Origin of the sequence: Aerococcus loyolae, from assembly GCF_002871915.2 — a bacterium.
Lineage (GTDB): Bacteria > Bacillota > Bacilli > Lactobacillales > Aerococcaceae > Aerococcus > Aerococcus loyolae.
The window spans coordinates 1-18,664 of sequence record NZ_CP126958.1 but is presented as its reverse complement, the minus strand read 5'-3'; the positions used below and the strand labels follow the sequence as shown (position 1 = coordinate 18,664).

Here is an 18,664-nt window from a genome sequence, read left to right as displayed (position 1 = left end):
CTAGTCAAAATATCGCCGCGCTTTAGCGGGATTTAGCCAATCCCCTGTGCTATAATAAATAGATAAAAAAAGAAAGACGAGGGAGGAATTACTATGTCAGAAATGACATTGGCCCAAGAGCTATCCGCCATGCGCCGGTACTACCACCGTTTTCCTGAGCCGGCCTGGATGGAATACCAAACCACCATCAGTATCATCAGTCGCTTAAAAGCACTGGGCTATGAGGTCAAGTATGGCAAGTCCATCCATAATCCGGATTGTATGATGGGTCAACCCAAAAAGGACCTGGCCCAGGCCTACGCTGGCACGATTAATCAAGAACTTGATTTTGACATTCAAGAAATCCTAGCAGGTTATACCGGAGCCGTATGCGAATTGGATACGGGACGTCCCGGACCAAGTATTGCCATGCGCTTTGATATTGACGGTTTAGCCATTAAGGAGAGTAAGAATAAGAAACACCTACCTAATCGTTATGGTTTTGCCTCTAAACACAAGGGCTACATGCATGCTTGCGGCCATGATGGTCATATTACTGTCGGTCTTTACCTGGCCCAATGGTTAAAGGACCACCAAGATCAATTGACCGGAAAGTACTTATTGATCTTTCAGCCGGCCGAAGAAGGGGTCAAGGGCGGCAAGTCCATGGTCAATACTGGCCTGGTAGATGGTTATGATTACTTTCTTTCTGGGCATATCGGGATGGGTGCTCCTGCTGATAGCGTGACTATTGGTACGGATGGTTTTCTCGCTACTACGAAAACAGACATCCAGTTTTCTGGTTTATCTGCCCATGCGGGTGCCAGCCCAGAAAAGGGTCATAATGCCATTCTGGCTGCTGCTTCCGCCTTATTAAACCTGGAAACCCTGCCCCAATATTCCACTGGGGCCGCCAGAGTCAACGTCGGCAAGATTCAAGGCGGGGCCGGACGAAATATTATTGCCAATTCCTGTCGCTTAGAAATGGAAACCCGGGGCTCTTCATCAGCCATCAATGACCATCTAAACAAGCGGGTAAAAGAGGTGGTCGCGGGGGCAGCCATGCAATACCAATGCAAGTACCAAGTCCAACAAGTCGGAGAAGCCCCTGCTTTAAACCATAGGGATGAGAGCTTCTACCAAGAACTCCATCAGCTTCTAGACCAGGCAGATATTCCTAATACCATTGGCTTTCATTTTGGGGCTTCAGAAGATGTGGTCTTCTTTATGAACCGGGTGGCTGAACTGGGAGGCAAGGCCTGCTTCTTCCTCTTTGGTAGCGAGTTAGCCAAGGAAAACGGCCACCACAATTCTCAATTTGACTTTGAAGAATCCGTCTTAGTGACCATGGTGGAGACCTATACCCACTTATTAATGCATTATGGACAGAAAGAGAAGGAGGAATCCCATGACTAAATCAAGCTTACGCCGCTTTAAAATGCCTAATTCCCTAGTGGTCCTATTTATCTTATTAGTTGTTATTGCCGGACTGACCTATATTATCCCGGCTGGTGAGTTTGCCACCATGACCTTGCCATCGGGGCAAGAAGTAGCTAATCCCGAGCAATTTAACTATGTTCCTAGCAACCCCACCAGCTTTACTGACTTTTGGAATGCCATTCCTAAGGGCTTCACCAAGAGTGCTAGCGTGATTGCCTTTACCTTAATTATTGCTGGTACCGTGGAAGTCTTAAAGAAAACCGGACTCATTGATGGCATTGTCACCAATCTCTCAGCCCGCTTTTCCGATAACGGGGTCCTGGTGATTCCGATTTTGATGTTCTTCTTCGCCTTGATTGCGGCTTTTATCGGGACAGCGGAGTTAAGTTTAGTTTACCTACCCATTATTATGCCTCTGATTTTAAGCCTAGGCTTTGATAAATTAACTGCAGCAGGCGTGGTCCTCATTTCCACTACCTGCGTGGGCTTCTCCTCCGGTTTTACCAATCCCTTTACCGTGGGAATTTCCCACCAGATTGCCGGTCTCCCCATGTTTTCCGGGATGGGCTACCGGGTCTTGGTCTTTATTGTTTTCTATATAATTTCTAGTCTCTATCTCATGAGATATGCCAAGAAAATCCAACGTGATCCTGAAATCGTCCTCAAAGAAGCCTACCAAGAGGGGCTATTGGAGTCTGAGGAGCAAAAGATTGGCCAAAACAGCCAAGCCGTCCGCCTCACTGGCCGGCAAAAGCTCATCGGTATCGTTTTGATCCTCCTCTTTGCCTATATGATTTACAATGTCCTGGTGAATGGTTGGGGCATGATTGAGATGGCCGGACTCTTTGTCATGATTGCCGTTTTCAGTGCTTTAATTGACCGCATGCCAACCAATGACTTGATCCAAGCCTTTATGGAAGGCTGTTCCAGTGTCCTATCGGGTGCTATCTTAATTGCGGTAGCCAATGGCGTCTCGGTCTTGATGAATGAGGCAAAAATCTTGGATACCGTAGTCCACCAATTTGGTAATTTACTCCAAGGCCTTCCGGTTTATCTGTCTGCCTTAGCTATTTTTCTCTTTATTACTTTATTTAACTTCTTCGTCACCTCAGGGTCAGGTAAGGCTATTGTCGCTATGCCGATCATCTCACCGCTAGCGCGGATGGTGGGACTCAACCAACAAGTAGCTGTCTTGGCCTACACCTTAGGGGATGGCTTAACCAATGTTTTCTATCCGACTTCAGGTTACTTTATGGCGACTATTGCTAATGCCAAGATTGAGTGGGGCGACTGGGCCAAGTTCTTCCTACCACTCTTAGGGATTCTTTTCCTTGCCAGCATGGCCTTAATTAGCATTGCCCAAATGATTGGCTACGGGCCTTTCTAGACCATTGTGACGACCAGTATCAAGTAAAAAAGGAGGCAACCGATGTCAAATAAACGTATTGTGTTAATTAATTTAGGCGGGACCATCACCAGTGTCCATACCCAAGCTGGGGGATTACAGTCAGGCTCCTTAACCGGGGCCGAACTGTTGAAGGATATGGACCTGTCAAACTTAGCCGTTGATCTCAAGATTAAAGAAGTCAAAAGTATCCCTTCTAACGAGATGAGCTTAGCCGATATGGCCGATATTGCCCAAGCCATTGAAGCAGAAATCGACCAGGGCGCCCAAGGAATTGTCCTCACCCACGGGACCGATACCATGGAGGAGACCTCTTATTTTGTCGATCTACTCCTGGATACCCCCGTCCCCGTCGTCTTTACCGGTAGCCAGTTATCCAGCCAGGACTTGGGTTATGATGGTTTTTCCAATATCCGGGATGCCGTCTTGACCGCTGCCAGTGACGCTAGCGCCGGTAAGGGGACGCTTTTGGTCTTTAACCAATGTATCTTTACCGTGAATGATGTGGTGAAAAATAATAGTATCGGTCTCCATGCCTTTGAATCAGTCAATGCTGGACCTTTAGGGGTGACCTATGGGGGCCGGGTCCACTATTTCCGTGACTATCATCCGGTCGATAAATTCCCGGTCCACTTAGAACAAAGCTTCAGCCCCAATGTCTACCTGGTCAAGGCCAGCTTGGACTTTAATCCTAAAATGATTACTGCCTTGGTTGAAGCGGGGGCCGAGGGCTTTGTTTTGGAAGGCTTTGGGGTAGGTTCCTTACCACCAGCCCTCCAAGATATCCTAGAACAAGTCATCCAAGCAGAGATTCCAGTCGTCTTAGTCGCTAAAGCCAACCGCGGTGGCATTCATAAGGTCTATGCCAGCAAGGGTGCCGCGATTCAATTAGAACAGGTCGGCGTCATCTTAGACCAAGGCTACCTCAACGGCCAACACGCCCGCCTAAAACTCATTGCCATGCTCAATAGTCCCTTAAAGGACGATATCGCCGGCAATTGGAACAAGTACTAATAAGTTAGCTCAACCGCTTGAGAAGGCCCTTTAAAAGCTTCTCAAGCGGTTTTTTATAATGGGGCTGAGGCTTAAAGCTGGCAAAATGTTATCTTTTATCAGCGCACTTGATTTTTTCCTTTACATTTACCCAAGTTTAGGCATACAATAGTAACATCGCGCAGGCGTGGCGGAACGGCAGACGCGCTGTCTTCAGGCGGCAGTTTCTTTGAAGTGTGGGTTCAAATCCCATCGCCTGCATAAAAGAGTGCGAGGTGACGTAAAAAAGTGAAACACTGGAAGAAATATGCGGAAATCCTTGAAAAGGATTGACAAATATTTCTGAAGTGGAGTTCACTTTTGTCACCGAGCACGTTTAAATAGAGTGCGACGGGTGCACTAAAGATCGATAGAGCTACGCATACTATATCTGTAACTCGCTCTTCGCTTCGAACAGCTATAGCAACTGGAGCTAAAGAGCAAAAATTCTTGAAAAGAATTTCTTGCACTTTAGTGAAGTGGAGATCGATCTGCACCCGGAGCACGTTTGATAAGGATGTGAGGGCGCCGTCAGAAACTTGAATCATTGGAGGAAAATACCATAAGCACAGCAAATATGTGCGTTGGAATTTTCTGAAATGACTTCAAGTTTGGCGTCCGAACTCAACTAAAGAGTGTGACAGTCACACCAAGACACAAAAAGGAGAGGCCTTAACGCTTCTCCTTTTTTCGTCCCTTAAATATGCTTTTCTAAGTAAACCGTATCTAGCCACTGGTCAAATTTATAGCCCACCCGGTGCAAGTGACCCACTAATTGGTAACCATTTTTTTGGTGGAAGTTGATACTGACCTGGTTATCTGCAGTTACTAGAGCCAGGATGGTTTTAATCCCTTTAGCCTTCAAATCCCGCTCCACCGTCTGATAGAGGGCAGTGCCTAACCCTTTCTCGCTTTTGTTGACTTGGCTGTAGATAGAGATCTCAGCGCTATAGCGGTAGGCAGAGCGCTCATGGAAGGGATGAGCATAGGCGTAGGCCAAGACCTGTCCTTGGTCATTACAAGCAACATAGTAGGGGTAGTCTTGAGCGATTGAATGAATTCGTTCAGCCATTTCCTCACTAGTCGGCGGCACTTCTTCAAAGGTAAAAGTAGTCTCCTCCACATAATAGCGGTAAATATCCGCCAGAGCCTGACTATCCTCTCTTCTCACCGGTCTGATTTGCATGGTAATCCTCCCTCATTGTTTTTAATCTCTTATAGTGTAACCCTTTGTCAGTAAAATTACCCGATAAAATAGAAAAACCATGTAAGTTTTTTACCTACATGGTTTTTTGTTTACGCTTTTAGCGCTTGATTATTTAGTATTGACTTGGCGCTCGCTCTTCCAGAGAGAAATGGATTGTTTAAAGGTATCCCAAGGTCCCTTATCACTATAGGCCAAGACATTGCTCTTGTAGAGGGTAGTGGCAAAGATAAAGATCAGTACCATGGTTATTAGAGAAACCACAATGGCCACCATAACTCCAGTCCATTCCACTGTATGATCCGCTAAACGGAAAGGCATCACGAAAGGAGTAAAGAAAGGAATCTGTGAGGAGATCCGGTAGAAGGCGGTATCGGTTCCGGCTTGTTGGCCAAAGATTCCAATATAGAAACCGATCAGACCTAACCAGATCACGGGTTGAGACACCTTTTGGGCATCTTCGGTCTTGGTCACCAAGGAGCCTAGGAAAGCAGCTAAGGCAATATAAGTCACAATACCCATTAAAGCGAGGAGCCCGCTGATCAGTAACATGGTCAAGTTATTAGAGAGGAAGGCTTTGATATCAAAGGCCTGGGTAATTTCCTCTGGTAGGCTGAGAATGCCGAATTGGGTGGATAGGATCCGCCACAGGATAAAGAGGAGGACATAGATCCCAACTTGGGTCAGAATCATCAAGATCACTCCTAAGAGTTTGCCGTAGAAATGAGTCTTAGCGGGAATACTGGAGAGGATAATTTCCATAATCCGTGAGCCTTTTTCGGCTGCCACTTCTTGGATGATGATATTAATAAAGAACATCAGGAAGTAGAAGATGATAAAGGCAGCCATGGAAGCGACCCCAGTCCGTCCCATCTCATTCATGGCGTCCTTGTTTTCTTCAGCGACGCTGCCGTCCTCTTTGACATTGATGGCGACTTCTTCAATCGGCACTTGAGCTGTCATCAGGCTTTGGAGTTGGTCAGGGGCAATCCCAGCAGCCTGGGCATTAACCATCATTTGGTACTGAGTTAAGGTCTGTTGCAGGTTAACCTTGGCATTTTGGCCTAGATTGCTCTTCCCGTAATAAGTCGCTTTGAGCTGACCATTTTCCTGGTCCAACTTCAACATGCCATCGACTTCGCCATCAGCTAGGGCTTGGCGGGCTTGGTCTTGATTTTGGTCGAAGTTAAAGTCTACGTTATTATTATCCAGACTCTTGAGGACTTGGACCATCCCAGGGTCTGCATCGACAACCGCAATTTGGTCCGGCGAACTCGTTTCACTCTGGGAAACAAAGTAGGCTACCGCAGCGATAATCCCGATAAAGATAAGGGGAGAGAGGACCATAAAGATAAAGGATCCTGATTTGACATTCTTACGATAAACTTGGCGAATAACGACCCATAATTTACTCATTGTGTCCACCTGCTTTCATTTTGAAGATTTCTTCCAGTGTTGGTGGTTGTTGGCTGAAGTGGCGGATATAATTGCCATGGGTCAGGGTTTGGAAGATGGCTGGTCCGTAAGACTCATCGGTCAGGTAGAGGCGGTAGTAGTTATCTTCCTTAACCCCCACATGGTCGACCCCTTCCAGGGCTTGTAACTGGTCCTTGGTCCAATCTGGCGCTTCCACTTCAATCCGGGTCCGGCCGAAGCTTTCTCGAATGTCGCGAATCTTCCCATAGAGGACTTGCTCGCCGTCATGGATCATCAGCATATCGTCGCAAATGGCTTCGACATTATTCATATTGTGACTGGAGAAAATAATCGATGAGCCCTTGTCACGCAGGTACAAGATTCCTTCCTTCAAGAGGTCCGCGTTGACTGGGTCTAAACCGGAAAAAGGTTCGTCCAGGATAATAAAAGCGGGTTCGTGGATCAAGGTCGCAATCAATTGAACCTTTTGTTGGTTCCCCTTAGACAGGCTATTGATCTTATCGGTCCGTTTACCTTTGACTTCAAAGCGGTCCATCCACTCATCAATGCGGTCAAGGACCGCCTGCTTCTCCATACCCCGCAACTGGGCAAAGTACAGGATTTGTTGCTCAATGGTCATCTTCTCATAGAGACCCCGTTCTTCGGGGAGGTAACCAATGGTCTCATAGACCTGGTCACTCATGGGTTGGTCGTTCCATAAGACTTCCCCACCATTCTCTGGGGTTAAAAAGTTTAAGATCAAGCGGAAAATGGTGGTCTTTCCCGACCCGTTTCGACCGATCATGCCCAAGATTTTACCTTGTTCAAGATCAAAAGAAACATCGTCAACCGCCACTAAATCGCCAAAAGTCTTACGCAAATGACGTGCTTTTAACATGGGCAATGTTCCCTCCTTAATAATCATTCGATAAAACCGCTTACATATCCATTACTATTTTATTACGCTAGAAAAGAAAAATCTATTCTTAGCCTAAGCATGGATAAATAGTCAGTATTAGAGAATAAGTATACTTTATTAGTTAATTTTTGTCATATATATCTGACTAAGTTCAGTGTAAAGGACTTGAGAAACAAAGTCAACATGTAATCGGTTATTATTTCTTATAAGCCACAATCCCCTTGTTAATCATTATAATTGAGCCTTTATCTCCCCAACAAGTTGCAACAAAAAAAGAGTGCTCCTAAAGTTGATAAAAATACAACTTTTAGGAACACTCCAGCTTTTATCATCACTCAGTCATGTGATTTTTATTTCATTAGTCTTCATCGGATCTTTGACTATCATCTTCCTCTAAGAGTTGATTAGAGAAGTCTTGCATTTTGCTTTGGATTTGGTCTTGGCTGAGGCGGGCTGTATCTTGGTCATCACCTGAATCAATGTCAGGGTCACTTAAGCCGGTTTCAGTGGCGTATTGACCTTGTTGGTCTGGATCAGCTTCCACAGTCTCTGCCTCTTTCAAGGCTTCCTCATCGTCCTCTGGATCGACAACGGCCATGGTGGACACGTGAGCGGCTTCATCTAAGCGCATGAGTCGAACGCCTTGGGTGGCCCGACCAGTTTGAGAAATATCAACGGAATGGAAGCGAATCACTACGCCTTCATCGGTCATCAGCATGATATCTTCATCCAAGTCAACGGTAGCTAAGCCAACTAGGGGACCGTTCTTTTCAGTAATGTTGACGGTCTTAACCCCCTTGCCGCCCCGGTGCTTGATGCTGTACTCATCGGCAGGGGTGCGTTTGCCGTAACCCTTTTCTGTCACGATCAAGACATCTTGATCAGGGCCTAAAATCGAGGCTCCAACCACATAGTCGTCCTTATCGAGACGGATACCACGAACCCCCGTCGCTGTCCGCCCCATGGACCGGACATCGTCTTCAGCAAAGGAGACCGCATAACCTTGGCGGGAGCCGAGAATAATATTATCTTGGCCACTGGTTTGTAAGACAGCGACTAATTCATCGTCATCACGGAGGTTAATGGCAATCAGACCATTATTTCGGATATTGAAGTATTCCTCAATCGGCGTCCGTTTGACCCGTCCTTGCTTGGTGACAAAGAAGAAGTAATCTTCCGTGTTAGCGGCCTTATCACTTGGGGTCACATTAATTACCCCGCGGACTTGTTCATCTTCTTGGAGATTGAGCAAGTTAACAATGGGGAGACCCTTGGCTGCCCGGCCGTATTCAGGGATTTCATAGCCCTTAATTTGGAAAACGCGGCCGCGGTCCGTAAAGCAGAGGATGACATCGTGGGTCGAGGTCGACAGCATGGCATCAATATAGTCGCCATCCTGTAAGGCCATGCCCTTCACGCCACGTCCGCCCCGGTTTTGGGTCCGGTATTCAGAGTCTTCTACCCGCTTGATATAACCCTTACGTGAGAGGGTAATGAGGACATTGCTTTCTTCAATTAAGTCTTCATCTTCTAAATTAGTAATTTCACCCACGCGAATTTCGGTCCGACGTTCGTCACCGAAACGTTTTTCAATTTCTAAGAGTTCTTGGTAGATAATTTCATAACGTTTTTCTTCGCTGGCTAAGACTTCATTCAAGTAGGCAATTTCTTCCATCAAGTCTTGATGTTCATTATCGATCTTTTCCCGTTCCAAGCCGGTCAAGCGAACTAAACGCATGTCGAGGATGGCTTGGGCTTGCTTATCGGAGAGACCATATTGGTCCATAAAGATGCTTTTAGCCTGGTCACCGGTCTTGGATGACCGTAAGATGTTAACAATCTCATCAATGTGGTCTAAGGCGATCTGTAAGCCTTCTAAGATATGGGCTCTAGCTTCCGCCTTTTCCTTTTCAAAGATGGACCGGCGCCGGATAATTTCTTCTTGGTGGTCCAAGTAACGGTTGAGGATTTGCTTGAGACTAAGGGTCCGAGGCACGCCTTGGTCAATGGCCACCATATTAAAGTTAAAGTTGGTTTGCATTTGCGTTTGCTTGAAGAGGTTGTTCAAGATCACGCTGGCACTGGCATCTTTGCGGCATTCAATCACAATCCGCATGCCTTGACGGCCAGTTTCATCGCGGACCGCGGTAATCCCATCAATCCGTTTGTCACGCGCCAAGTCGGCAATCCGTTCCACTAACTTGGCCTTGTTAACCATGTAAGGAATTTCGCTGACGATAATGCGTTCCTTACCGCTGGCCATGGTGTCAATTTCTGCCCGGGCGCGGACGATAATCCGACCTTTCCCGGTTTCATAGGCCTTCTTAATCCCGGCCTTACCGATTACGATCCCCGCAGTCGGAAAATCAGGACCAGGAATGGCTTCCATCAGGTCTTGGGTGGTTGCCTTGGGGTTCTTCATCAGAATATGGAGGGCCTGGATGACTTCACTTAAATTATGAGGAGGAATATTGGTGGTCATCCCTACCGCGATCCCAGTAGCTCCATTAACTAAGAGGTTAGGGAAGCGGGAGGGGAGGACTTCGGGTTCACGTTCTTCCCCATCATAGTTAGGAATAAAGTCCACGGTTTTCTTATTGATATCGCGGACCATTTCCAAGGCAATCTTACTGAGCCGGGCCTCGGTATAACGCATAGCCGCGGCTTGGTCCCCGTCGACCGAACCAAAGTTTCCGTGCCCATCAACTAACATGTAGCGGTAGGAGAAGTCTTGGGCCATCCGCACCATAGATTCATAAATCGCTGAATCCCCATGGGGGTGGTACTTACCCATAACATCCCCGACAATCCGGGCTGATTTCTTATAGGGTTTGTCCGGAGTGACCCCGAGTTCATTCATCCCATAGAGAATCCGGCGGTGGACGGGTTTGAGACCGTCACGCACATCGGGGAGGGCCCGGGCGACGATAACACTCATGGCATAATCCAGGAAGGAGTTACGCATTTCATGTGATATTTCACGTGGCGCGGGTTGTTTATGTTCTTCAACCATTGATTATCAACCTTCCTTTCTATAAGTCGATGGTGGCATAAGTCGCATTATTCTCGATAAAATCACGCCGTGGTGCGACTAAGTCCCCCATCAGCATGGAGATATTCCGGTCCGCTTCCTGGGCGTCATCAACCGTCACTTGCAGCATTTGCCGTTGGGTTGGGTCCATGGTGGTTTCCCATAATTGTTCAGCGTCCATTTCCCCCAGCCCCTTATAGCGTTGGACACTAGGACGAGGACGTTCCGCTAGGGTCTTCATGTAATCATTGAGTTCTTGGTCACTGTTGACATAGTGGATGGTCTTGCCTTGGCGAACTTGGTAAAGCGGTGGTACCGCAATGTAGATATAGCCCGCATCGAGTAGGGGACGCATGTAGCGATAAATCAGGGTTAATAAGAGGGTCCGGATATGGGCCCCGTCGACGTCGGCATCGGTCATGATCACCAATTTATGGTAACGGGCCTTGGTCACATCAAAATCATTGCCCCAACCGGTTCCCATGGCGGTAAAGAGGGAGCGAATTTCCTCATTGGCCAGGATCCGGTCCATAGAGGCCTTCTCCACATTCAAAATCTTCCCACGGATGGGTAAGATAGCCTGGAAGTGACGGTCCCGACCTAATTTGGCTGAGCCACCCGCAGAATTTCCTTCGACGATGAAGAGTTCGCATTCTTCCGGTACCCGGCTGGAACAGTCGGCCAGTTTACCCGGCAGGTTAGAGATCTCTAAGCCCGACTTCTTCCGGGTCATTTCCCGGGCCCGTTTAGCGGCTTGCCGAGCCTTAGAAGCCAGGATTCCCTTATCGACAATTTGCCGGGCAATGTTTGGGGTCTCATATAGGAATTGTTCCAAATGTTGACCAAAGAGACGGTCAGTAATGGTCCGAACTTCCGAGTTCCCCAGTTTCATCTTGGTTTGCCCTTCAAATTGAGGATTAGGGTGGCGGATCGAAACAATCAGGGTTAAGCCTTCACGGACATCTTCCCCGGATAAGTTATCGTCTTTTTCCTTGAGCAGGTTTTGACTGCGGGCATAGTCGTTGATAGTCCGGGTGAGGGCGGTCTTAATCCCCGACTCATGGGTCCCGCCTTCAAAGGTATGGATATTGTTGGCAAAGGACATGAAATTGCTATGGTAGCCAGCCGTATATTGGAAGGCGACTTCCACTTCAATATCATCCATTTGCCCTTCCAAGTAAACCGGTTCTTCAAAGAGGATTTCCTTATTTTCATTGAGGTATTGGACGTATTCTTTAATCCCACCTTCATATTGGTAGGCAACTTCCTGGGAATCTTCCTCGCGACGGTCTTCTAGGGTAATATGCAAGCCTTTGTTTAAGAAAGCTAATTCCCGGACCCGTTTATTGAGGGTTTGGAAGTCATAGTCAGTGGTATCGGTAAAGATCTCAGGATCGGCCACAAAATTAACTACCGTACCGGTTTTATCGCTTTGGCCGACCACTTTCAAGTCGGAAACGATATGTCCGCGGCTGTATTCTTGCTGGTAAATCTTACCATCCCGGTAGACTTCAACCCGGAGTTTGGTTGAGAGCGCGTTAACCACGGAAGCCCCCACACCGTGTAAGCCCCCGGAGACCTTATAACCGCCACCGCCGAATTTCCCCCCGGCATGGAGGACGGTAAAGACGGTTTCCACCGCAGGACGGCCGGTTTTTTCCTGGATATCGACCGGAATTCCCCGTCCATTATCGATGACGGTAATGGAACCATCACTTTCAATCTTGATATCAATCTTATCTGCATAACCAGCCAGGGCTTCGTCAATGGAATTATCGACGATTTCCCAAACCAGGTGGTGGAGACCAGGGGCCCCGGTCGAACCGATATACATCCCGGGCCGCTTGCGCACCGCTTCTAAGCCCTCGAGGACTTGGATCTGACTGGCATTATATTCGCCGGCCTGGTTGGGCTGATTTTTATCTTTAGGGTTATGGTTTTGAGGTTGTTCGTGTTCGGAATTATTTGCTTGATTTTCTGCCATCTTGCTTGATTCACTCCTTCAATTCCACCTGACCCGCCTTAATGGTAAAGAGGTCAGGATCGTCAATCTTATCTGCCTGGATGCCTTCCATACTGGTTGTAGTCAAGAAGGTTTGGACTTTTTTCTCAATAGTTTTCAGCAGATGGGTTTGACGCTGGTCGTCCAATTCACTTAAGACATCATCTAATAATAATATGGGGTATTCCCCGAGGGTTTCGTGCATGCATTCAATCTCTGCCAACTTCAAACTCAAAACCGTGGTCCGCTGTTGGCCTTGGGACCCGTATTGTTGAACGACTTTATCATTAATCATTAACTTTAAATCATCACGTTGGGGACCGATTTGAGTGGAGCCCACTTCAATTTCACGTTCTTGGATGGACTGAAATTTGTCCATGAGCTCGGTTTTTAATTGGTCCACCGTGGACGTCTCATCGACAGTGAGGCTGGCTTGGTAGGCCAGGGTCAGTGTCTCCTTATCCATGGATAATTGAGCATGGATAGGCTTTGCATAGGCTTCCAATTTCTGAATGAATTGGAAACGTTGGACCATCATCCGACTGGCAAAGTCCACCAGCTGTTCGGTTAAGACATTCAAATACAACTTATCGTGGGCTTCCCGCCGCTGGAGCTGCTTCAAATAGGTATTGCGCTGTTTGAGCAAGTGTTGGTAATTACTAGAGTCATAGAGGTAAGTCGGGTTCATTTGACTCAGTTCCCGGTCAATAAAGGTACGGCGCAGTTGCGGGGCACCCTTGACCAGTTCCAGGTCTTCGGGGGCAAAGAGCACCACATTGAAGGCCCCAATATAATCACTCAGCCGCTCTTGTTGCAGGCGGTTGAGCTTGGCGATCTTGCCTTTTTTGGTCATAGTGAGGGATAAAGGAATCTCCCCATTCTTCTTGGCAACTCGGCCTTCAATCCGGGCAAAATCAGCCCCAAAGCGGATCACTTCCCGCTCCTTAGCCGTCCGATGACTCCGGGCCAAAGACAGCATATAAATGGCTTCGATCAGGTTGGTCTTGCCTTGGGCATTGTCGCCAATAAAGACATTGATTCCCGGATCAAAGTCCATGGTGACCTGGTCGTAATTACGGAAGTCCTTTAAGTAAAGTGACTTAAGGTGCATGGTGATCTGCTAGTGGATCGCTTTCGCTAGCCCCTCGAATAGCGTAAATGGCTCCTTCATGCGGAAATTCAACCACAGAGCCGGGATAAAGTTTCTTGCCCCGTCTTTGTTCTTCCTGACCGTCTAAGATCACTGGGTAATTGGCCAGGTAAATTTTGGCCTGGCCTCCGGTTTGGATATATCCCAGTGCCTTCAATAGCTGTCCGAGTGTAATATACTCAGTATCGATGGCGACAATATCTACGTCTGACATCACACACCGCCTCCCTTTACTTTAAACTAAAAAAGCGTACTCCAATTCGGTCTCTTAGAGTACGATTTGTCTCCCTTATTCAAGTAATATTATACCCCAAATCCTCTATATAAGCAAAAAAAGGCCCTATTTTCCACTAGAGCCTCTTTTAGCCACTTCCTACTAATGCTTTTTAGAAGTCCATTAAAGCCTAAAAATGAAAGTTTGACATGTGGAATGGACTTTAAGTGCGGATAAGTTAAAAAATTAAGTTGAGACTAGGGTGGGCAGCCTCTCCGCTTGTGAACTTGGCCGTAAAAAAAGCTGGGATGTCGTCCCAGCTTCATTTGCTTTCAATTATCTTTTTTTACTCATCTACTTCAATGACCCGGCCTGGGTTGAGGAGGTTATTGGGGTCAAGGGCTTTTTTAATGGCTTTCATGGTATTTAATTCCGTTTCAGAGAAGAAGATGGGCATGAATTTCACCCGTTCGAGACCAATTCCATGTTCTCCAGAAGGGAGCCCGCCGTTTTCAGCTAAGAAGTCATAGAGGCGGAGGTCATATTGGTGGAGACGGTCTTCCCATTCTTGGTCATTGAGTTCTTTCTTCATGAGGCAGATATGGATATTACCATCTCCGGCATGACCAAAGAAAGTGGAGGCAATCCCTAAGTCATCGGCAATCTCTTTGGATTTATTGATGGCTTGGGTGATCTTATTGACCGGAACGACAGGGTCATCTAAGCGCATGGGACCTGCCTTATAAATTCCTGAGAGGATATGGTCACGGATGTCCCAGACGCCTTTTTCCACTTCACCGCTTAAGAGTTCAGTCGCTAAAGCCCCGGCATTTTGAGCGATTTTTTCCAAGTTTTCCAGATCTTTTTGGATGGCCGCTTCCTGGTTACCACTGAGGGTGACTAAGAGGAAGGCTTGGCCAGTTTTACTTGGCATTTCCTTACCGAGCAATTCTTCAGCGTAGGTGATAGCATCGTGTTCAAACATTTCCAGGGCGGTAGGTGCCACAGAGGAATGCAAGATTTCATAAATGACCGGTCCTAATTCTTCTAGGCGGTCAAAACCGATTAAGAGGGAATTTTCATACTTGGGTTCTACCCGCAATTTCAATTGTAATTGACTGATAATGCCCAAGGTCCCTTCTGAACCGATGAAGAGATCCTTCAAGTCATAGCCTGAGGAATCCTTATTATTCAAGCTACCGGCATTAATCACTTCACCATTGGCTAAAACCACCCGCATGGAACGGATATTATCCCGGGTCACCCCATATTTAATGGCCCGCATACCACCTGCATTAGTGGCCGCATTACCCGCTACGGTAGCCCGTTTTTCACCAGGGTCAGGGGCATAGAAATAGCCACTACCCTCTAAATAATCACGGACTTGGTTTAAAGTCACGCCCGCTTCCACGGTCAAGGTCAAGGTTTCTTTATCGAGGTCGAGGATTTGATTCATTTTTTCCAGATTTAAGAGGATTTCACCTTGAGGATAGGTGCCACCAGCCAGAGCCGTATGCCCACCAATGGTCACGAGCTTCTTCCCTTCAGCCTGGGCTTTCTTGACGGCTTCAACGATTTCTTCTTCATTTTCAGGATAGATAATCCCTTCCGCATGGCCGGCTTCTGATTCATGGATAAAGGTAGTGAGATATTTGTCGTCAACTTGTCTTTCAATTGTCATTGTAATGCCTCCTTATGTTAACTTTATAGTAAAGTAATCGGTTTCAGCATGCAATGGAAACGCTTGTCTAAAACTGAGCAAGATAAGCTTTTGAAAGAGAAATTTTCCAATAAAAAAGACTAAGACAGAAGCCTTAGTCTTTTAAAACGTGTTCCAAAACTCAGCCCTGACGTCCACTTCATACAGGGTGTGAGACTAGGCGTTTAGACTTGGATGATTGGAGCAAGTCAGAATAAAAGCGAAGCATTCGCTTGTTTCTGACTTGTGAAATCACTCCAAGTCTGCCAAGTCGAACCCAACTACAAATCATTTCCAGTAGCTTTCAGCTACTGTTCATAATTTGCTCCAGTTGCTATAGCTGTTCGAAGCGAAGAGCGAGTTACAGATATAGTATGCGTAGCTCTTCAGGGCTCTGTTCGACTTTTGTCACACTCTCATATTAATTACCAGGTGTTCGGATTGGGGTGATGAGTTGAACCATGTTAAATTCATCTTCATCTTCACTTGGGGTCAAGATAAAGGAGTGGGTCGGGTTAACGAAACGAATGACCACATCTTGGCCGCCAAAACTCCGCAGAGCTTCCCGTAAGTAATCAGGGTTAAAGGAAATTTCCAAGTCATCGCCTTCAAAGCTTAAAAGACTGAGTCTTTCCTTAACATAACCAATCTCAGAAGAGTGACCGGAAAGAATGGCTTCTTCTTGGGAGAGGGAAAGTTTAACCACATTGTTCTTGCCTTGGTGGCTTAAGATTAAAGCCCGTTCCACCGCGTGCACCAATTCTTGGGCATCAACTTTAATTTTAGTGTTGTAGTCCAAGCTCAACAAGCGGTCGGTATCGGGATAGTTTCCTTCCAATAATCTGGAATAGAGGTAGACGTTATCAATCTTAAAGAGGACTTGGTTATCGGTGACCATCATTTCAATATCTTCATTATCATCCACTAGGCGGGTGAGTTCGGTCAGGGTTTGTCCTGGAATATTGATCTCTAAAGCTTTACCTTGGCTTTCTTCTGGCATGGTCAAAGGCACAATCCGTTGACTGAGCCGGTGGGAGTCGGTTGATACCGCTTTCAGTTGCTCATCGGCCAGAATGAAGTGAACCCCGGTAAAGAGCGGGCGGATTTGTTGGTTAGATACCGAAATAATGGTGTGGTTAACCACCCGTTTAAAGAGATGCCCCGGTAAGACATAGGTCGAATCGGCATCAATTTCAGGGAGAGTGGGGTATTCACTGCCGGCAGTCCCATTGAGGTTAAAGACGGATTCTCCTGAACGGATAACGGTTTGTAGGTTATCTTGGACTTCCAAGGTGAGTTGGTCTTCAGGTAATTTTTTGACAATGTCACCAAGGAAACGGGAAGGGAGAACAATAGACCCTGTCTCAGCAATCGATAACTGGTTACTTTCATCTTCTTTAGAAATATAAATTTCAATCGAAATAGTTGAATCACTACCAGTAAGGATGATTCCTGAATCCAGAACAGCGATTTTAATTCCGGTTAGTATCGGAATAGTTGTCCGTGAGGATATCGCTCGTTGGACATTGTTTAAATGATCAACAAAGATGGAACGTTTAATTGTAAATTTCATAAAAAGCTCCTTTGCTGGATGCGTGCTTATTTATATATATATTAATAGTATAGTAATAGTAGTAGGTCATGTGGAAGCTGTTGAAAACTTCCTCAAAGAAGTGACCTTAAAACTTTTCCACTTGTGGATAAGTTGTGGGTAGGCTTGTGCCTAACTTAGGTATTTATCCACAGGACTTTTTCTCTTATTAGTTTAGCATAAAAAGCTCACTTTGCCTGCCTTGATGATAGAAGAGTCGGCTTGGAAGCTAACGTTTGAGTAAATTTTGAATACTTTCGACATTTTCCTTAATCTCAGTGGCTGATTTCATAGCTTCTGAGATTTTTTCATGGGCATGGAGGACTGTGGTATGGTCTTTGCCGCCGAATTCTTGGCCAATCTTAGGCAGGGAGGCATCAGTAATTTCCCGCGAGAGGAACATGGCAATTTGCCGGGGGACGACAATGTCCCGTTTCCGTTTCTTCCCTTTTAAATCAGCCACAGTCAGGTCAAAGTAATCGGCTACGGTTTCTTGAATTTCAGCAATACTTGGCACCTTCTTGGTGTTGGCGTCGCGATAATTGGATAAGGCCCGCGCGGCGACATCTGGACTGAGCTCTTCTTGGTTCATGACCGCATAGGCTTGGACGCTGGTGAGGGCTCCCTCTAACTCGCGAATATTGGTATCAATTTGACCAGCGATATAGGAGAGAGTTTCGTCTGGGATATCAATGCCGTTCACCTTGGCTTTGTTGCGCAGAATGGCAATCCGCGTTTCCAAGTCTGGTGGGGTGATATCCGTCGATAGGCCTTGCTTAAAGCGGGAAACTAGTCGGTCCTCTAACTCAGGAATTTGACTAGCATCGCGGTCGCTGGTGAGGACGATATGCTTATTATTATTGTAGAGTGCGTTAAAGGTATGGAAGAACTCTTCCTGGGTCGACTGCTTGTTACCAATAAATTGAATATCATCGACCAAGAGCATGTCCACATGGCGGTAGGCTTGGTGGAAGTCCGGCATGGTATTGGTCCGAATCGCTTCAATGAAGTCGTTGGTAAAGGTCTCACTGGTAACGTATTTGACAATGGCATCAGGATGAGTCCGTAAGACTTCGTGGCCAATCGCTTGCATGAGATGGGTTTTTCCTAGTCCTACGCCCCCATAGAAGAAGAGCGGGTTGTAGTCCCGTCCTGGACCTTCAGCTACGGCTAAGGCAGCAGCATGGGCCATTTTATTCCCTTCACCTACCACAAAGTTTTCGAAGGTGTATTTAGGGTTCAAGTCGCTATGCCGATTAGCTGGGCGGCTATCAGCTGGGGCACTAGTTGGGCTAACAGCTTGACCGAAGTCTAAGTGATTGCTCCCCGCTTGTTGGTTGTCGAGTGTAATTTCGATCCGAATTTCCCGGCCGAGATAGTCATAAATAACCTGTTGTAGCTGCATCATATAATTGGATTCAATATGTTTTTTATGCAGTTGGGAAACAGCTTCGATGTATAAGACATCATGATCCATCCGCAGGGGCTTGAGGCCCAAAATCCAGGTATCGAAACTTCCCTTGGTCAAGTGCTCACGAAAATACTCGCTCACCACTTGCCAAAGTTCCTGTAAAGGATCCAT

13 protein-coding genes and 1 tRNA gene are annotated in these 18,664 nt (G+C 46.7%); 4 read left to right on the top strand and 10 right to left on the bottom strand.

The window, feature by feature from the left end; genetic code table 11:
• The first annotated feature begins 93 nt into the window (after positions 1–93).
• The 4 genes from CJ190_RS00070 (at position 94) to CJ190_RS00055 (ending at position 4,078) form a co-directional block, all read left to right on the top strand.
• Complete coding sequence (locus tag CJ190_RS00070) at positions 94–1,395, top strand: amidohydrolase (RefSeq protein ID WP_070598129.1); 1,302 nt, start codon at positions 94–96, stop codon at positions 1,393–1,395.
• Positions 1,388–2,806: a YfcC family protein gene (locus CJ190_RS00065; protein WP_168162787.1), complete on the top strand. Its 1,419-nt coding sequence runs from the start codon at positions 1,388–1,390 to the stop codon at positions 2,804–2,806. The genes CJ190_RS00070 and CJ190_RS00065 overlap by 8 nt, the downstream gene beginning before the upstream one ends.
• A 42-nt stretch (positions 2,807–2,848) precedes the next feature.
• On the top strand, positions 2,849–3,838 hold the full coding sequence (locus CJ190_RS00060; RefSeq protein ID WP_064292745.1) for an asparaginase: 990 nt from the start codon (positions 2,849–2,851) through the stop codon (positions 3,836–3,838).
• A gap of 160 nt (positions 3,839–3,998) precedes the next feature.
• Positions 3,999–4,078, top strand: a tRNA-Leu gene (locus tag CJ190_RS00055).
• A 475-nt stretch (positions 4,079–4,553) separates the two neighbouring features.
• Here CJ190_RS00055 and CJ190_RS00050 read toward each other — a convergent pair.
• From CJ190_RS00050 to dnaA, 10 genes are all read right to left on the bottom strand, one after another.
• Entirely contained in the window at positions 4,554–5,042 is a 489-nt protein-coding gene (locus CJ190_RS00050; protein WP_064293073.1) for a GNAT family N-acetyltransferase, read from the bottom strand.
• Between the two features lie 129 nt (positions 5,043–5,171).
• Positions 5,172–6,476: an ABC transporter permease gene (locus tag CJ190_RS00045; RefSeq protein ID WP_064293072.1), complete on the bottom strand. Its 1,305-nt coding sequence runs from the start codon at positions 6,474–6,476 to the stop codon at positions 5,172–5,174.
• Complete coding sequence (locus tag CJ190_RS00040; protein WP_064293071.1) at positions 6,469–7,374, bottom strand: ABC transporter ATP-binding protein; 906 nt, start codon at positions 7,372–7,374, stop codon at positions 6,469–6,471. Before CJ190_RS00040 ends, CJ190_RS00045 begins: the two co-directional genes overlap by 8 nt.
• A gap of 379 nt (positions 7,375–7,753) precedes the next feature.
• The gene (gene gyrA / locus CJ190_RS00035; protein WP_070598130.1) at positions 7,754–10,408 is read right to left on the bottom strand and encodes a DNA gyrase subunit A; all 2,655 of its coding nucleotides are present in this window, start codon (positions 10,406–10,408) and stop codon (positions 7,754–7,756) included.
• A gap of 19 nt (positions 10,409–10,427) precedes the next feature.
• Positions 10,428–12,410: a DNA topoisomerase (ATP-hydrolyzing) subunit B gene (gyrB, locus tag CJ190_RS00030; protein WP_064293069.1), complete on the bottom strand. Its 1,983-nt coding sequence runs from the start codon at positions 12,408–12,410 to the stop codon at positions 10,428–10,430.
• 10 nt (positions 12,411–12,420) lie between these two features.
• Positions 12,421–13,539 carry a DNA replication/repair protein RecF gene (gene recF, locus CJ190_RS00025; RefSeq protein ID WP_013669202.1) on the bottom strand — a complete coding sequence of 373 codons (1,119 nt, stop codon included), beginning with the start codon at positions 13,537–13,539 and terminating at the stop codon, positions 12,421–12,423.
• A complete protein-coding gene (gene yaaA, locus CJ190_RS00020) occupies positions 13,529–13,792 on the bottom strand; it encodes a S4 domain-containing protein YaaA (RefSeq protein WP_064293068.1) in 264 nt (87 codons plus the stop codon). Before yaaA ends, recF begins: the two co-directional genes overlap by 11 nt.
• 346 nt (positions 13,793–14,138) lie before the next feature.
• Positions 14,139–15,473 (bottom strand): FAD-binding oxidoreductase, encoded by a 1,335-nt coding sequence (locus CJ190_RS00015; RefSeq protein ID WP_064293067.1) that lies wholly within the window; start codon positions 15,471–15,473, stop codon positions 14,139–14,141.
• A gap of 439 nt (positions 15,474–15,912) precedes the next feature.
• Entirely contained in the window at positions 15,913–17,064 is a 1,152-nt protein-coding gene (gene dnaN / locus CJ190_RS00010; protein ID WP_064292854.1) for a DNA polymerase III subunit beta, read from the bottom strand.
• A 247-nt stretch (positions 17,065–17,311) separates the two neighbouring features.
• A complete protein-coding gene (gene dnaA / locus CJ190_RS00005) occupies positions 17,312–18,664 on the bottom strand; it encodes a chromosomal replication initiator protein DnaA (RefSeq protein WP_064292855.1) in 1,353 nt (450 codons plus the stop codon).

Bases quoted from the DNA above. Each gene is read 5' to 3' on its own strand.
- CJ190_RS00060 (WP_064292745.1), top strand. From the start codon at position 2,849: ATGTCAAATAAACGTATTGTGTTAATTAATTTAGGCGGGACCATCACC.
- dnaN (WP_064292854.1), bottom strand. From the start codon at position 17,064: ATGAAATTTACAATTAAACGTTCCATCTTTGTTGATCATTTAAACAAT.
- gyrA (WP_070598130.1), bottom strand. From the start codon at position 10,408: ATGGTTGAAGAACATAAACAACCCGCGCCACGTGAAATATCACATGAA.
- CJ190_RS00070 (WP_070598129.1), top strand. From the start codon at position 94: ATGTCAGAAATGACATTGGCCCAAGAGCTATCCGCCATGCGCCGGTAC.
- dnaA (WP_064292855.1), bottom strand. From the start codon at position 18,664: ATGGATCCTTTACAGGAACTTTGGCAAGTGGTGAGCGAGTATTTTCGT.
- CJ190_RS00065 (WP_168162787.1), top strand. From the start codon at position 1,388: ATGACTAAATCAAGCTTACGCCGCTTTAAAATGCCTAATTCCCTAGTG.
- gyrB (WP_064293069.1), bottom strand. From the start codon at position 12,410: ATGGCAGAAAATCAAGCAAATAATTCCGAACACGAACAACCTCAAAAC.
- yaaA (WP_064293068.1), bottom strand. From the start codon at position 13,792: ATGTCAGACGTAGATATTGTCGCCATCGATACTGAGTATATTACACTC.
- CJ190_RS00050 (WP_064293073.1), bottom strand. From the start codon at position 5,042: ATGCAAATCAGACCGGTGAGAAGAGAGGATAGTCAGGCTCTGGCGGAT.
- recF (WP_013669202.1), bottom strand. From the start codon at position 13,539: ATGCACCTTAAGTCACTTTACTTAAAGGACTTCCGTAATTACGACCAG.
- CJ190_RS00045 (WP_064293072.1), bottom strand. From the start codon at position 6,476: ATGAGTAAATTATGGGTCGTTATTCGCCAAGTTTATCGTAAGAATGTC.
- CJ190_RS00040 (WP_064293071.1), bottom strand. From the start codon at position 7,374: ATGTTAAAAGCACGTCATTTGCGTAAGACTTTTGGCGATTTAGTGGCG.
- CJ190_RS00015 (WP_064293067.1), bottom strand. From the start codon at position 15,473: ATGACAATTGAAAGACAAGTTGACGACAAATATCTCACTACCTTTATC.